Raw genomic sequence first — 15,390 nt, 5'->3', positions numbered from 1 at the left:
TTTCAGTTGGTGCGGCCGCACTGCGTGCCGCACATACGGGGAGGGCGGTGCCCGCCCTCCCCGCACACGCTACCCAGCTTTCGGCGGTCAGCTACCGAAGCCTGCCGTCTGCCGCCAGATTCGGCCATCGCGGACGACAAGTGTCCCGAACGCGTGCTCCGGTTCGCCGTTGAGGTTCATGATCGCGCGGTAGAAGATGGTGTCGTCCGTCTCGATGTACTCCTGGAGCTCGACCAGGGTGGGCTTCACCGTGAGATAGCCGGTGAACGTCTCGCGCACGGCGTCGATGCCGACGGACGCCCCCTCGAAGCGGAGCAGAACGGCGTCGTCGGTGTAGTTCTTCATCACCGCCTCGATGTCCAGGGCGGCCAGCGCGTCCATCTGGCGGACGAACACCGGGTGCAGCTTGGAGATGTCGTACGTGGCCATGTCGACTCCATTCGTTCACGGGGTGATGGGACGGGTGGCGGTGCCTGCATCGGCAGGCCGATCAGGGGATTTCGCCTGATCAGGGGGTGTCGTCTGATCAGGGGGTGTCGTCTGATCAGGGGGTGTCGTCTGATCAGGGGGTGTCGTCTGATCAGGGGGTGTCGTCGGGCGTGGCACAGGCGGGCGCGTTCCCCGCGAAGGGGAGCCGGACGACCATCCGCGTCTCGCCCGGACGCGAGCGGGCCGTGATCGACCCGTGGTGGCGCTGGGTCACGATCCGGTAGCTGAGGTGCAGCCCCAGACCCGTGCCCTTCCCCACGTCCTTGGTGGTGTAGAAGGGTTCGAAGATCCTCGGCAGGGACACCTCGGGGATGCCCCGGCCCGTGTCGTTGATCTCCACGACCATGCAGACGCCCTCGGCCCGGGCGCGTAGCGTCAGTACGCCGGAGCCCTCCATGGCCTCGGCGGCGTTGTCGACCAGGTTGGTCCACACCTGGTTCAACTCGCTCGGATAGCCCGTCAGTTCGGGCAGGTCGGGCTCGTACACACGCACGATGCTGATGCCCGCGAGCTTGGCACGCAGCACGACCAGCGTGTTCTCCAGCCCGTCGGTCACCGAGAAGGTCTGCTCGGGCGCCCGGTCGAGATTGGCGTAATCCCGGGTGGCGGCGACCAGTTGGGAGATCCGCGGGCCGGCCGCCCGCAGTTCCGCCGCGAGGGACCGGGTCTCCAGCAGCGCCGCGAGGTGGTCCAGGGCGGCGGGCAGGGCCGGTTCGCCGACCCCCTCCAGCCGCTCCAGCAGCCAGCCCAGCTCCAGGCCGAGGTCCGAGATCCCCGAACCGAGCAGCCCGGCCCGCTCGGTGCCGGCCTCCTCCGCCCAGTCCGCGATCTCCTCCTCGGCGTCGGCCTGGGCCAGCGCGTCGGTGATCTCCGGCGGCGGCAGCTTGTCCAGCTCCTCGGCGAGCCGGTCCAGTACGGAGCGCTCCGCGCCCGAGGCGGCCGCGCCCCAGGCGTGCGCGGTCCGGGTCAGCCGGTCCAGGGCGGGCGCCAGCTCCTGCGCGGCCCGGGCCACGGCCGCGGCCGGGTTGTTCAGCTCGTGGGCCAGCCCGGCGGCGAGCGTGCCCAGCGCCTCCACGGTGGCCCGTTTGCGCGCCTGCACCTCGGAGGACTTGATCCGCCAGGCCAGCACCGGGATCAGCACCGCCGCCACCCCGTGGCAGCGGGTCAGCATCTCGAAGAACACCGCCTTGGGGTAGGCGACGACGGTTGTCGCCGGCCCGCTCGCGGCGGCGGTCGCCACGTAGGAGCCGTCCGTCAGCAGCGGCAGCTCGCCGGTGAAGCGGTGCGCGGCGGACGGTTTGCCGTCGTGGTCCTCGGCGGCGGCGCTCTCCTCCTCGGTGGAGTGCCGGGTGAGCACCTCCTCCCGGCCATCGACCACCTTGGTGACGACGAGCCCGCCGGAGAGCAGCACGTGGAAGCCGGTGGCCTCCTCGCCGTCCCGGAAGAGGACCTCCCCGTCGGCGAGGACCCGGGGCTCGGAGACCGAGACCAGCCAGTCCAGTTGCTCCCCGGTGAGCCCTTCGAAGATCTCCAGCCCGCTCAGCGCGGTACGCAGCTCCGCCTCGTTCACGCCGTCCTCCCCTCGGCCCTGGTACGGGCGGCCAGCCGCAGGGTCACCACCAGCGCCAGGGCGCACACCCCGGCGACGGCGGCCATGAAGCCGACCGAGGTGCGGTGCAGCCCGTGGATGTTGGTCAGCATTCCGGCGAGCACCGCCGGCACGCTCATCGCCAGGTACGCGAACACGTAGACGGCGGCGGTCAGTTCGCCCCGGTGTGCCGGTTCGGCGAGCCCGCTCAGCGCCCGGAAGGAGCCGAGGAAGGCCGCGCCCCAGCCGCTGCCGAGGACGGCGGTGGCCACCAGGAACACGGCGGCCGAACCGATGCCGAGCGAGAGCAGCACCAGGCCCAGGCCGGCCAGCAGCCCGAGCAGGCCGAGGACGGCGGTGCGCAGTGCCTCCGTACCGCCCAGCAGCAGCTGGGCGGCGGTGGCGGCGCCGGCGAGCAGGGCCACCGTGGCCCCGCCGACCAGGTAGTTGGTGCTCTGGAGCAGCGAGAGCGCCAGGTGCGGGCCGAGCGAGAGGTAGAAGCCGCCCACGGACCAGACGGCGACGATGGTCAGCACGAGGACGGCGAACCGGCCCCGCGCCGCCGCCGGGACCCGGATCCGGTGCGGCACGACGCGGAAGCCGCCGCCCGCGCCGGGCGCGCTCTCGCCCATCCGCACCACCCCGACCAGCGCGACCGCGAAGGCCCCGACCAGCAGCAGGTAGCTCAGCGCGGTCGGCGCGGGCGCGTACTGGACGAGGAGCCCGGCCCCGATGCCGCCGAGCCCGATGCCGATGGTCGGACCCGCGCTGTTGACCTGGGCGCCGAGCGCGGGCCGCGAGCGCGGGGTGAGTTCCAGCAGGGCCGCTCCCATCGCCCCGGTGGCCAGGCCCACGGCGAGGCCCTGGACGGCCCGGGCCGCGAGCAGCAGCCCCAGCCCCTGGGCCCCGGCGAACAGCCCCATCGAGACGATGGCCAGGACCAGGCCGGCGCCGAGCACGGGGCGTCGGCCCAGGGTGTCCGAGAGCGATCCGAACAGCAGGAGCCCCGCGAGCACGGTGACGGCGTAGAGGGCGAAGACCACCGTGATGATGCCGGAGGAGAGGCCCCATTTCTGCTGGTAGAGCACGTACAGGGCGGACGGGACGGACGAGGAGAGCATCAGCAGGACCAGTACCGCTCCCACCACCCAGAAGCCGGAGCCTCTGGGTGCACTGGCCGCGTGGGCGGCTGGGCGCACGGCAACCCCCGTGGTCGTCTTCGATGTGTCGGCCACTGCTTACTCAACTCCCCGTAGTGGACGGTCAGGCGAGGGCCTGGGCCCTCGCCAGCGCGCGGGCCGTGAGCACCCCCGCCAGATGGCCGAGGTACTCGGCCGAGGTGCCGCGCCCGGGGACGAAGAGCTCCCTGGGCTCGGCGCGGAACGCCGCGAGTACGGCGTCGGTGGTGTACGGGCCCCGGCGCAGCCGGTCCTCGACTCCGCGCAGGCGCAGCGCGCGGGCGGTGGCGCCGGTGACCGCGATCCGCGGCCCGTCGGCGGTGATCCGTACGGCCGCGGCGCACACCGGGTAGCGGGTGGCCCGGTCGGCGGTCTTCTCGAAGGCGCCGGAGGGGCCGGCCGGCGGCACGAGCAGCGCGGTGACGACCGTACCGGCGGGCGGGCCGGACTCCGCGAACTCCTCGGCCGGTACGGTCGAGCGCCCGCCGGGACCCGCGCGTTCGACCAGCCCGCCGGCGGCGATGGCCGCGACCGGCAGATCGGTGGCGCGCCCGGTGGCGGCCAGGTTCCCGCCGACGGTGCCGAGGTTGCGGACCTGCGGGTCGCCGTTGGCGCGGGCCGCGGCGGCCAGCTCCGGGGCCTCGGCGAGCACCAGCGGGTGCGCGGCGAGTTCGGCGAGGCTGGTCAGGGCCCCGATCCGCAGCCCCTCGGCCGTGCGCTCGACGCCCCGCAGCTCCTCCAGCCGCCGGATGTCGACCAGCAGCCCGGCCCGGTCGGCGCCGGTGCGCAGGTCGGGCAGCAGGCTCTGCCCCCCGGCCAGCACCCGGGCGCCGCGCGTCCCGGCCAGCAGGGTGAGCGCCTCGTCGAGGCCCCCGGGCCGGACGTAGTCGAATTCGGTGAGGATCACTGGGCTTCCCCTCTCAGGCGGCGCCAGACCTTCTCGGGGGTGACCGGCATGTCGATGTGCTGGACGCCCAGGTCGGACAGGGCGTCGACGACCGCGTTGACCACGGCCGCGGCCGGCGGCACGGTGGCGATCTCGCCGGCGCCCTTGGCGCCGAGCGGGTTGTGCGGGGACGGCGTGACCGTCTTGTCGAGACGGAAGAAGGGCACGTCGGCGGCGCGCGGCAGGGCGTAGTGACCCAGGTCGCGGCTGACGAGCAGCCCGTTCTCGTCGTACTCGGCGATCTCCATCAGCGCCTGGCCGAGGCCGTGCACGATGCTGCCCTCGATCTGGCCGAGAACCACCTTCGGGTTGCCGATGTTTCCGGCGTCGTCGACCGCGGTGTAGGCCACGACCTCGGTCTCGCCGGTGAGTTCGTCGATCTCGACGACCGCGACATGGGTCCCGAAGGGGTAGTTGAAGTCCGGCGGGTCGAAGTGGGTGGTCTCGTCGAGGGCCGGCTCGATCTCCGGGGGCAGCCCCCAGCCGTACCACATGGCCATCGCCAGATCGGCGAAGGTCTTGGCGTTCTCCTCGTTGCCCTCTTCGTATACCTTGCCGCCGGCGTAGACGACCTTGTCCTCCGGGATGCCCAGGAAGACGGCCCCGGCGCGGATCAGCTTGCTCTTGATCTTCCGTGCGGTCAGCGCGACGGCGGGCCCGGCCATGCTGTACGAGCGGGAGCCGTAGGTGCCCTGCCCGTACGGGGCCTTCTGCGTATCGCCCTCGTAGACCTGGACCTGGTCCGGGTCGATGCCGAGCTCGTCGGCGGCGACCTGCGCGAAGACGGTGCCGTGGCTCTGGCCGGTGGAGGCGGAGCCGACGGTGACGGCGACCTCGCCGGTCGGGTGGACGCGGATGTTGGCGCTCTCCCAGGTGCCGCCGAGCATGCCCTCCTGGGACATCCGGGTGGAGGGGCCGACGCCGCAGATGGCCACGTAGGTGGCGAGGCCGACGCCGAGGCGCTTGCCGCGGGTGCGGGCCTCGGCCTTGCGGGCGGGCATGTCGGCGTAGCCCGACAGCTCGATGGCCCGGTCGAAGTTCAGCTGGTAGTTCCCGGAGTCGTAGGTCCAGCCGAGGCCGTTGTCGTACGGGAACTTCTCCTTCGGCACCAGGTTCTTGCGCCGCACCGCCGCCGGATCCATGCCGATCTCGGAGGCGTACCGGTCCACGAGGCGCTCCATCAGGAACGCGGCCTCGGCGCGCCCGCTGCCGCGCTGGGCGCCGAGCGAGACCGTGTTGGTGAAGGCGGCGTACACCTCGCAGAAGGCGGCGGGGATCTCGTACATGCCGCTGATGGAGCGGCCCATCAGGGCGGTGGCGACACCGGGGCCGATGGTGGAGGGGTACGCGCCGAGGTTGGCGTAGCTGGTGGCGCGCACGGCGGTGATGCGGCCGTCGCGGGTGCCGGCGAGCGTGACGTGCTGGCGGTGGTCGCGGCCCTGGACGGTGGAGTTCATCAGTCCGGTGCGGGTGTCCACCCACTTCACGGGCCGGCCGAGCGCCTTGGAGAGCAGCAGGACCAGCGCCATGTCGGGGTACAGGTACCCCTTGGTGCCGAAGCTGCCGCCGACGGTCGGCGCGATGACGCGCAGCTTGTTGAAGGGGATGCCGAGGACCAGCGCGGAGAGCAGGAAGCGGTGGTTGTGCGGGCCCTGGGTGGAGGCGTAGAGGGTGTACTCGCCGGTGGCGGCGTTGTAGTCGCCGACCGCGCCGCGGGGCTCGATGGGGCTGTTGATGGTGCGCTGGTTCACCAGGTCGAGCTCCACGGTGACCTCGGCGTCGGCGATGGCCGCGTCGGTGCGGTCCTTGTCGCCGCAGGTCCAGTACGCGTTCAGGTTGCCGGGGACGGCCTCGTGCAGCTGGGGCGCGCCCTCGGCGAGTGCCTCGTCGGCCCGGGTGACCACGGGCAGCGGCTCGTACTCGACGGCGATGGCGTCCAGCGCGGCGGCGGCCTGGCGCGGGGTCTCGGCGACGACGACGGCGATGGGGTCGCCGACGTGCCGGACGGTGTCGCCGGTCAGGACCGGGCGGGCGCCGGGAAGTCCGTAGGGGTGGGGCGGGAAGTGGCTCTCGACCCCGCCGGGTATCCAGATGCAGGGCAGCGGCATGACGTCGGTGAAGTCGGCCGCGGTGGCCACCTTGAGCACGCCGGGCAGCTGCTCGGCGGCCTTGGTCTCGATGGAGAGGATCTTCGCGTGGGCCACCGGGCTGCCGAGGATGGCCATGTGGGCGGTGCCGGGCAGATCGATGTCCGCCACGTAGACGGCCTCGCCGCGCAGCAGCCTCGGGTCCTCGCGGCTGTCGAGCGGCCGGCCCAGCACGCCGTTCCCCTGGAGGGCGGTCTCCCCCGTCACTTCGGTCATCTCGCTCACACCTCCTGTCCGGAGGTGGCGGGCACCTCGGCCCGGGGGGCGGCGCAGGCGCGCTGCACTCCCCGTACGACGCTGTGGTAGCCGGTGCAGCGGCACAGGTTGCCGGTGAGCCACTCGCGGATCTCGGGCTCGGTGGGGCTTTCGCCGTCGGCGGTGGCCGCGGCGTTCTCGACGAGCTCGCCGAGCGCCATGACCATGCCGGGGGTGCAGAACCCGCACTGGGTGCCGTGCTCCTGGCGCAGGGCCTCCTGGAGGCCGGTGAGTTCGCCACCCGTGGTGGTGACTCCCTCGATGGTGGTCACCTCGGAGCCGGCGGCCGCCGCGGTGAGGACGAGGCAGCTCTTGACGGACTTGCCGTCGAGCCGCACGACGCAGGACCCGCACTGGCCGGTGTCGCAGCCGACCTTGGTGCCGGTCAGTCCGAGGCCGTCACGGAGCCGCTCCACGAGCAGCTCGTTGGGCGGCGCCGCGAATTTCTCGGGTCTTCCGTTGACATTCAGTGTGAGATCCATGCGAGCGCCTGCGCTTCCGTGAGCGGCTGGTTGAAGAGGGGCCCGCCGGGCTGCTGGAGAATTCCCCCCGAGTGCAGCGGGCCGGTGTCCACGGGTGCGAATCCGAGATCCGTGATGATTCCCGCGACGATTTCCTTGGCCTTCCCGTCGTCGCCGGCCACGAAATGGGCCAGGCGCTGTGAATCTTTACGGCCCGGATCGGTACCGGCGACGGCGAGTGTCTCGAAATGCATGGTGTTCAGGGATTTCACGACCCGCACGCCGGGGTACCACTCGGCGACGAGTTCGCTGGAGCCGCGTCCGCCGAGGTCCCGGGGGGCGCCCGGGCCGCTGAAGGCGTTCGTCGCGTCGACGAGCACGGTGTCGCGTACGGCGTCCTGGGGCAGCAGCCCCTGGACGCTGTCGAAGGGCACCATCAGCACCAGGAGTTCGGTCTCGCCGGCGGCTTCGGCGGGGTGCGCCGCCGAAGCCGCCGGGCCCAGTTCGGCCAGCAGCGGGCCGATGCTGTGCGGGCCGCGGGCGTTGGCGAGCACGACCTCGTGGCCTGCCGCCACCAGGATCCTGGCGAGCGTCGAACCGATCCGCCCGGTGCCGATGATGCCTGTGCGCATTGACGCTCCTTCGCCGGACACCCCCGGGGGAGGTGTGCTCAGTCCATGCCGATCCAGACCGACTTGGTCTGGGTGTAGCTTTCGAGGGATTCGGGCCCGCATTCGCGGCCGTAGCCGGAGGCCTTGTAGCCGCCGTAGGGCACCGAGGGGTCGTACTGGTTGTAGCAATTGACCCAGACCGTGCCGGCCTTGATCTGCGAGGCGACCCGGTGGGCGCGCCGCAGGTCCTTGGTGTGGACGCCGGCGGCGAGGCCGTACGCGCTGTCGTTGGCGATGCGTACGGCGTCCTCCTCGGTGTCGAAGGGGATGATCGACAGGACCGGGCCGAAGATCTCCTCCTGGGCGATCCGCATCCCGTTGTCGACGCCGGTGAAGATGGTCGGCAGGAAGTACAGGCCCTGACTGGAGGCTCCCTCCGGGGTCCAGCCGGAGCCGCCGGTGCGCAGGACGGCGCCTTCCTTCTCGCCGATCTCGATGTACGAGCTGACCTTGTCGAACTGGCCGCGGTGGGCCAGCGGGCCGAACAGCGTGGCCGGGTCGCGCGGGTCGCCGGGCTTGAGGGCGGCGGCCCGGCGGACCAGGCGTTCGACCATCTCGTCGTGGATGGGGCGGTGCAGCAGCAGTCGGGAGCCGGCCGTGCAGATCTCGCCCTTGTTGTAGTAGATGCCGAAGAAGGCGAGTTCCTCGGCGGCGTCGAGGTCGGCGTCGGCGAAGACGATGTTGGCGGACTTCCCGCCGAGTTCCATCGTCACCTTCTTCAGGGTGCCGGCCGCCTTGCGGATGATCGACTGGCCCACGACGGTCGAGCCGGTGAAGGCGATCTTGTCGATGTCGGGGTGGTCGGTGAGCGTCTCGCCGAGTTCCACACCGGGCCCGGTGATGACGTTCAGCACGCCGTCCGGGATCTCCGCCTCCTGGAACAGCTCGGCGATCTTCAGGGCGGTGAGCGGGGTGGCCGGGGACGGCTTGTGGACGACGGTATTGCCCGCGGCGAGGGCCGGCGCGATCTTCGTCATCGACAGCAGCAGCGGGAAGTTGAACGGGGTGATGGCGCAGACCACGCCGAGCGGTTCGCGCAGGGTGTACGCGAGCTGCCCGCCGGCCGGGGCCCGCGAGGAGCCGTCCACGCGGGTCACGGCGCCGGCGTAGTAGTGCATCAGCTGCGCGGCCATCGGGGCGTCGACCGTGCTGGAGAAGGCGAACGGCTTGCCCATGTCCACCGTCTCCAGCAGGGCGATCTCTTCCAGGTCCCGCTCGATGAGCTCACCGACCCGGTTCAGCCGCAGCGCGCGCTCCTGGGCGGACAGTCTGCTCCAGGGACCTTCTTCGTACGCCGTGCGGGCGGCGGCCACGGCCGCGTCGGCGTCGGCGGCGGTGGCCTGGGCCACCGGCACGATCTCCTGTCCGTCCACGGGGCTGATGTCCGGCTCGGTCCGGCCGTCCTGGGACGGGACCCATTTGCCGCCGATGAACAGCTTGCCGGGATTGGCGAGGGGCGGACCACTCAGCTCACGCTTGGTCATGGCTGCCTTCCGGGGTCGGGTGCGGGGCGCGGTGGTACTAGCCCTTCGCGAGCTGCCGTAAGAAGGTCTCGGCGAGGGCCTTGGAGGAGTACGGGTTCTGGCCGGTGGTGAGCTTGCGGTCCACCACCACGTGCGAGTCCCAGATCGCTGCTGCCTTCTCGTACCGGGCACCGAGCCGGGTGAGCTCGGCCTCCAGGATCAGCGGGAGCCGGCCGGCCATGTTGGTGACCAGCTCCTCGCTGTGGGAGAAGGCGGTCATCCGGTAGCCCTCGAACGGCCAGCGGCCCTCACCGTCGCGCAGTGCGAGCAGCGAGGTGTGGCCGTGGCAGACGGTGGCCAGCGGCTTGTCCTGGGCGATGGCCCACCGCAGGATCTGGGCGAGTTCGTCGGACTTGGACAGGTCGCCGATGGCGCCGTGCCCGCCGCTGACGTAGATGCCGTCGTAGTCGGTGATGTCCTTCTCGCCCAGGGTTTCCAGGGCGATCGGGTTCTTCAGCTGAGGCGTGTTCTCGATGACGCGGACGTACTCGGCGGCGTTGGCCGCGTCCTCGTCCGGCGAGCCCTGGGGGCGGACCCACTGGAGGAACTGGGGGTCGATGCTGGTCTGGTCGACCGTGGGAGCCAGGCCGCCGATCGTCGCCACGTCCACGGTGTGGCCCGCGGCCTTGAAGAGCGTGTAGGGAACCACGAATTCCTCGGCCCAGAATCCCGAGGGGTGCTGTTCCCCATCGAGAAGATGGAGCGTTGCCTTGGCCGTCATGACGACGAGAATCTTCATGACTGTTCTCCTTGTTCTGAATCGCTGCCGATTCAACACGCCGCCCGCAAGGGGCGTAAGGGGGGAGCGTCAGGCGCGTGATACTTCGTCACGTGCGTCCAACGCGGAGATGATGGTGCGGAATTCACCGACCAGGGGGTGGTCGGGATGCGCCTCGGCGAATATGCGTTCGCCGTACAGGGCGGCCATTTCCGGCGCGTAGGGGAGAATTCCGGCCAGGGGGGCGCCGTACACCTCCTCCGCGCGCCGTCGGGCCTCTTCGCGGTCGATGCCTTCCGGGGCCATGCTCATGACCAGAGTGCGCCGGCAGGGCAGCCGCCCGGCCAGTGCGAGGGTCTCCTCGACCCCGGAGAGGTCGATGCGGTCGGCCCGCGCCATGATCATCAGGACGTCGGCGCTCGCCATGGCGGTCACCGACTCGTTGTTGAGCCCGGCGTGGGTGTCCAGCAGCAGCACGTCGAGGGCGAGGTGCCGTGCCAGCCGGTCGAAGCCCTCCGGCAGCAGCCCCACGTCGTACCCGGTGGACATGAGCTCGCGCAGGGCGGCGGTCCCCGTCCGGGCCGGTACGACGTACAGGGCCAGACCGGAACCGGCGCCCACCTGTTGGGCTGCGGCCTCGATCTCACAGCGGCCGAGCAGGTAGTCGGCCAGCGAGAAGCCGGGTTCGAGCCGGAACAGCAGGTCCAGGGTGGGCGACTGGATGTCGGTGTCGACCACTCCCACCCGGCGTCCCTCCGCCGCGATCAGCAGCGCGAGGTTCGCCAGCACCGAGGACTTTCCGGTGCCGCCGCGGTGCGAGTGCACCACGATGGTCCGGGTCATCTACGCCACCACCCGATGGCCGGCGCCGTCCGCGTACGACCCCCGCGCCGCACGTGGCCGGTGCAGGGCCAGCATGGTGACATCGTCGTGCTGTTCGGCGGTGCCGGTGTGCTCCCGCACCGCCAGGTCGATCCGGTCGACCACGTCCTTGCCGCTCACCGGGGGGCCGGCGAGCAGGTCCAGCATCCGTTCGTCGCCGAGGAAGCTGCCGTTCGGGCAGCGGGCCTCGGGGACCCCGTCCGTGAACACGAAGAGGGTGTCTCCGGGATTCAGCTGGGCGTAGCCGAGGGTGTACACGCAGTCGGGCAGGACGCCGACGGCCGGTCCGGTGACCTCCAGTGGGACGGGGCTGCTGCCGTCGGCGGGCAGCAGCAGCGGCGGGTTGTGGCCGCCGTTGATGTAGACCAGGCTGCCGGTGAGCGGGTCGAGCACCCCGAAGAACAGGGTGGCGAAGTAGCCCTGCCGCAGGTGGTTGCGGGTGAGGTAGCCGTTGGTCGCGGTGACCGCGTTGAGCAGTGGGGTGGCGCCGACGACCGGGGTGCGCCGGCTGCCGCCCGCGCGCCCGGCCGCCATCAGGTGCTGGAGGCCGCTGTTCTCGGCGGTGTGCCGCAGCAGCGAGCGGATGAGCGCCATGAAGAGCGCCGCACCGACCCCCTTGTCGCAGACGTCGGCGACGACGACGGCGAGCCGGCGGCCGCGGGAGATCTCGAAGACGTCGTAGAAGTCCCCGGCGACCTGCCGGGCCGGCCGGAACCGTACGTCGATCTCCCAGCCCTCCGGGACGGGCAGCGATTCGGGCAGGAAGCCGGCCTGGATCTCCCGGCCGATCTCCAGCTCCTTCTCGTATCCCATCAGTTCGGCCCGGGCGTCGGCCTCGCGCAGGGTGCGGCCGAGTCCGGCCCGCTCCGAGCAGCTGTGCAGCCGGGCCCCGACCAGGGCGGGCAGGAAGGGCGGTACGAGGTAGTCGTGGCCGAGCCGGACGTGCGCCTCCAGGGAGGCGAATTCCGTCACGGTCCAGACGACCACGATGGGGGCCCCGGCCCAGTGGCGCAGCCGGCGCACGGCCGTCCGTACCGACTCCCCGTCGGACTCGGCGGGGACGAGCAGCACGTCCGCGACGGGCAGCTCGTCCAGCTCGCCGTGGAGCAGGTCCGCCAGAGTGCGGGAGACGAGTTCCGCGTCCATCGTCCGCAGCGCGTCGAACAGCTGGGGCGGCGGAGGCGGGTACTCGTCGAGGATGATCACGGTCGTGGAGGGCATGGGTCCGTCCCCTCTGCCTTCACAGTCAGCGTGCTGATGTTGCGGCCGTCCCTGCGGGTGTAGCTGAACTCGTCCACGCTGGTGAGCGCCAGGTGGATGCCGAGTCCGCCGACCCTGCGCCGCTCCGGGGGAAGCCCGGGGACGGGCGGCAGGCAGCCCTCGACGGGGTCGAAGGCGGGTGCGGTGTCCTCGATGACGATCTGCACCCCGCCGGGACCGGAGCGGCCGCGGACGGTGATCCGCCCGTCGCCGCCCCGGTACCCGTGCATCACGATGTTCGTGGCCAGCTCGTCCACGGCCAGCCGGATCCGGTACGCGGCGCCCTTGTCCAGGCCCGCCCCTCCGGCCAGCCGCAGGACGAACGCGGCGATGTCGCCCAGTGCCCCCACCGTCGCGGGCACCTCCAGCTCGACGGGCGTCCTCGCCAGTTTGACCATGTCACTCACCGGAGTCAGTCGTCGGAGAGGACGATGCTGCGGTCCAGCCCGGCCGTCCGGATGGTCCGGGAGACGGGCTCGATGGCGCCGACCACCTTGATGGTCACGTGGTCCGCCACCTTCTGCTGGGCGAAGACCAGGGAGCGCAGTCCGGCGCTGGCCATGTAGCCGACGCCGGCCATCCTGATCTCCACGGTGTTGGTGCCGTGCCCGGCGGCCTTCTCGATGGTCTGGTGGAAGTCCGGCGCGGTCTTGGCGTCCAGCTCACCCGTCAGCTCGATGACGGTGGTGTCGCCCTCGATGCTCAGGGACACGGAAAGCGGCATGTCAGGTCTCCTTCGGTCAGGGCGTCCCGGTCGTCTCGGGATCGTTCGTGCGGCCCACCAGGATCACGACGGAGCGGGGGCCGATGAGGTACTTGCCGGCGTTGTCCAGCTCCTGCTCCGCACCGGGGGTGCGGATGTCGTACGGTCCCTCGGCCCCGGTGTCGGCGAACAGGTGCCAGCTCCGCCCGCCCGGCAGGGCGGGCAGTTCCAGGTCGTGCGACTCCCAGTGCGCGTTCATGGCCACGTACACCACGTCGTCGTCGCCGGTGCCGCAGCGGGCCACCGCCAGCAGCCGGCTCTCGGCCGACCAGTCGGGCTGCCAGGCCCGCTCCCCGTGCCAGCTGATGTCCGGCAGCCCGAGGCTGTCCCGGAGCCGGCCGGTGGGGTGGGCGGTGGAGCGCAGCTCGCGGTGGTGCTTGCGGAAGGCGATCATCTCCCGCGTGAACCGGAGCAGTTCGGCGTTGTCCCCGACCTGGTCCCAGTCGAACCAGGACAGCTCGTTGTCCTGGCAGTACGTGTTGTTGTTGCCCTGCTGGGTCCGCGCGACCTCGTCTCCGGCCAGCAGCATCGGGATGCCCTGGCTGGTGAAGAGGATGGCGAGGGCGTTCTTCATCTGCCGCAGCCGCAGCGCGTTGACCTCGGGGTCGTCGGTCGGCCCCTCCGCCCCGCAGTTCCAGCTGGCGTTGTCGTTCCCGCCGTCGTTGTTGCCCTCGCCGTTGGCCTCGTTGTGCTTGTCGTTGTACGAGACCAGGTCGGCCAGGGTGAAACCGTCGTGGGCGGTCAGGAAGTTGACCGACGCCGAGGTGCCGCGGCCGGAGTACAGGTCGGGCGAGCCGGCGATCCGGGTGGCGAGTTCCCCGGTGAGCCCCGGGTCTCCCTTGATGAAGCTGCGCACGGTGTCGCGGTACTTCCCGTTCCACTCCGCCCAGCGGCCGTACGCCGGGAAGTTGCCGACCTCGTAGAGGCCGCCCGCGTCCCACGCCTCGGCGATGAGCTTGGTGTGCCGCAGCACGGGATCGTAGGCGAGCAGCTCCAGCAGCGGCGGGTTGGGCAGCGGCGTGCCGTCCAGGTCCCGGCCGAGGATGGCCGCGAGGTCGAAGCGGAAGCCGTCGATGTGGTAGTCGGCGACCCAGTGGCGCAGGCAGTCGAGCACGTAGTTGCGCACGACGGGGTGGTTGCAGTTGACGGTGTTGCCCGTGCCGCTGAAGTTGAAGTAGTACCCCTCGGGCGTGAGCATGTAGTACGTGGCGTTGTCGAGGCCCTTGAAGGAGATCGTCGGGCCCTGCTCGTTGCCCTCGGCGGTGTGGTTGAAGACGACGTCGAGGATGACCTCGATGCCGGCGGCGTGCAGGTCCTTGATCAGGGTGCGGAACTCGTCGCCCTGCATCCCGTAGCGTCCGGTGGCCGCGTAGCCGGCCTTGGGCGCGAAGAACGCGACGGTGTTGTAGCCCCAGTAGTCGTAGAGCTTCTCGCCGGTCTCCGGGTTGGTCCGCGGGTTGTCGCTCTCGTCGAACTCGAACACGGGGAGGAGCTCGATGCAGTTCACCCCGAGTTCCTTCAGGTACGGGATCTTCTCCCGCAGCCCCGCGAAGGTGCCGGGCGCGGTGACGCCCGAGGAAGGGTGCCGGGTGAAGCCGCGCACGTGGGCCTCGTACACGATGAGGTCCTCGGCAGGGAGCCGCAGCGGCGTGTCGTCGCCCCAGTCGAAGTCCTGGAGGCAGACGCGGGAGCGGTACTGGTAGCCGAGGCTGCGGTCCGGCTCCACGCCCCAGACGTCGCGGCCGGAGATCAGCCGCGCGTAGGGGTCGGAGAGAACCTGCCGGGCGTCGAAGCGGTGGCCGATGGCCGGGTCGAAGGGTCCGTCGGCCCGGTAGCCGTACTCGATGTTCTCGTGGTCGAGGCCGAAGACCGTCATGGCGAAGACGCTGCCGGTGCGGAATTCCTCGGGGAATTCCAGCTCGGCCATCGGCTCGGGCTCTCCGCGCTTGTAGATGACCAGGGTCATGGAGGTGGCCTGGTCGGAGAAGACGGAGAAGCTGACCCCGCCGGGGACCACGTTGGCCCCGAAGGGGAACGGTTTGCCGGCGCGGACGCGGTACCCGCCCACCTCGTGGGTCGGGTACGCGTCGATGCGCAGGACCTGCTCGGACTGGGACTCGGTCATCGCGCGGACCGTGCCTTGGCCTTGGCCTCGGCCGCGGCGGCCTCACCGGTCTCGAAGAAGTCGAGGAAGCCGGTGGCCGACATGACGAACCGGACTTCCTCGCTCACCCCGTAGAGGGTGACGGCGACCCCGGCGTGCTGGGCCTCGCGGTAGACGACGAGCAGGGTCCGCAGGCCCGCGCTCGACACATAGGTGACGGCCGTGAGGTCGATGCGCAGCGGCCGGCCCTCGCGGACCAGCGGCAGCAGGGTCTGGAGCAGCGATCCGGAGGTCTCGCTGTTGATCTCACCGGTGGCGACGAGCACGGTGCCCGCCTTGTTCCGGCGTTCCTTCAGGTTGAGAGTCATGATGTTCCCCTCTTTTTGGGGCGCCCCCCGTTGGGCT

The 15,390-nt window shown here is 71.1% G+C and carries 15 protein-coding genes; all 15 read right to left on the bottom strand.

Annotation, left to right across the window (positions count from 1 at the left end):
- Positions 1-87: 87 nt before the first annotated feature.
- On the bottom strand, positions 88-429 hold the full coding sequence (locus MTF65_RS27190) for a nuclear transport factor 2 family protein (protein WP_243631612.1): 342 nt from the start codon (positions 427-429) through the stop codon (positions 88-90).
- Positions 430-580: 151 nt separating this feature from the next.
- Complete coding sequence (locus MTF65_RS27185) at positions 581-2,059, bottom strand: ATP-binding protein (RefSeq protein ID WP_243631611.1); 1,479 nt, start codon at positions 2,057-2,059, stop codon at positions 581-583.
- Entirely contained in the window at positions 2,056-3,312 is a 1,257-nt protein-coding gene (locus MTF65_RS27180) for an MFS transporter (protein ID WP_243631610.1), read from the bottom strand. The genes MTF65_RS27185 and MTF65_RS27180 overlap by 4 nt, the downstream gene beginning before the upstream one ends.
- A gap of 28 nt (positions 3,313-3,340) precedes the next feature.
- Positions 3,341-4,162, bottom strand: coding sequence for a xanthine dehydrogenase family protein subunit M (locus tag MTF65_RS27175; RefSeq protein ID WP_243631609.1), 822 nt, complete (start codon positions 4,160-4,162; stop codon positions 3,341-3,343).
- Entirely contained in the window at positions 4,159-6,564 is a 2,406-nt protein-coding gene (locus MTF65_RS27170; protein WP_243631608.1) for a xanthine dehydrogenase family protein molybdopterin-binding subunit, read from the bottom strand. Before MTF65_RS27170 ends, MTF65_RS27175 begins: the two co-directional genes overlap by 4 nt.
- 5 nt (positions 6,565-6,569) lie before the next feature.
- Entirely contained in the window at positions 6,570-7,085 is a 516-nt protein-coding gene (locus tag MTF65_RS27165; RefSeq protein ID WP_243631607.1) for a (2Fe-2S)-binding protein, read from the bottom strand.
- A complete protein-coding gene (locus tag MTF65_RS27160; protein WP_243631606.1) occupies positions 7,070-7,696 on the bottom strand; it encodes an NADPH-dependent F420 reductase in 627 nt (208 codons plus the stop codon). The genes MTF65_RS27165 and MTF65_RS27160 overlap by 16 nt, the downstream gene beginning before the upstream one ends.
- 38 nt (positions 7,697-7,734) lie before the next feature.
- Positions 7,735-9,219 carry an aldehyde dehydrogenase gene (locus MTF65_RS27155; protein WP_243631605.1) on the bottom strand — a complete coding sequence of 495 codons (1,485 nt, stop codon included), beginning with the start codon at positions 9,217-9,219 and terminating at the stop codon, positions 7,735-7,737.
- A 37-nt stretch (positions 9,220-9,256) separates the two neighbouring features.
- The gene (locus MTF65_RS27150) at positions 9,257-9,997 is read right to left on the bottom strand and encodes a type 1 glutamine amidotransferase domain-containing protein (protein ID WP_243631604.1); all 741 of its coding nucleotides are present in this window, start codon (positions 9,995-9,997) and stop codon (positions 9,257-9,259) included.
- Positions 9,998-10,066: 69 nt separating this feature from the next.
- Positions 10,067-10,819 carry a MinD/ParA family protein gene (locus MTF65_RS27145; RefSeq protein WP_243631603.1) on the bottom strand — a complete coding sequence of 251 codons (753 nt, stop codon included), beginning with the start codon at positions 10,817-10,819 and terminating at the stop codon, positions 10,067-10,069.
- Complete coding sequence (locus tag MTF65_RS27140) at positions 10,820-12,079, bottom strand: PP2C family protein-serine/threonine phosphatase (protein WP_243631602.1); 1,260 nt, start codon at positions 12,077-12,079, stop codon at positions 10,820-10,822. It abuts the gene before it with no gap.
- The gene (locus MTF65_RS27135) at positions 12,061-12,516 is read right to left on the bottom strand and encodes an anti-sigma regulatory factor (RefSeq protein WP_243631682.1); all 456 of its coding nucleotides are present in this window, start codon (positions 12,514-12,516) and stop codon (positions 12,061-12,063) included. Before MTF65_RS27135 ends, MTF65_RS27140 begins: the two co-directional genes overlap by 19 nt.
- 14 nt (positions 12,517-12,530) lie before the next feature.
- Positions 12,531-12,842: an STAS domain-containing protein gene (locus MTF65_RS27130; RefSeq protein ID WP_243631601.1), complete on the bottom strand. Its 312-nt coding sequence runs from the start codon at positions 12,840-12,842 to the stop codon at positions 12,531-12,533.
- A 16-nt stretch (positions 12,843-12,858) separates the two neighbouring features.
- A complete protein-coding gene (glgX, locus tag MTF65_RS27125; protein ID WP_243631600.1) occupies positions 12,859-15,006 on the bottom strand; it encodes a glycogen debranching protein GlgX in 2,148 nt (715 codons plus the stop codon).
- Complete coding sequence (locus MTF65_RS27120; protein ID WP_243631599.1) at positions 15,003-15,353, bottom strand: STAS domain-containing protein; 351 nt, start codon at positions 15,351-15,353, stop codon at positions 15,003-15,005. The genes glgX and MTF65_RS27120 overlap by 4 nt, the downstream gene beginning before the upstream one ends.
- Positions 15,354-15,390 lie beyond the last annotated feature (37 nt).

It is taken from the genome of Streptomyces sp. APSN-46.1, from assembly GCF_022815725.1.
Lineage (GTDB): Bacteria > Actinomycetota > Actinomycetes > Streptomycetales > Streptomycetaceae > Streptomyces.
This window is presented reverse-complemented; position numbering and strand designations above follow the sequence as displayed.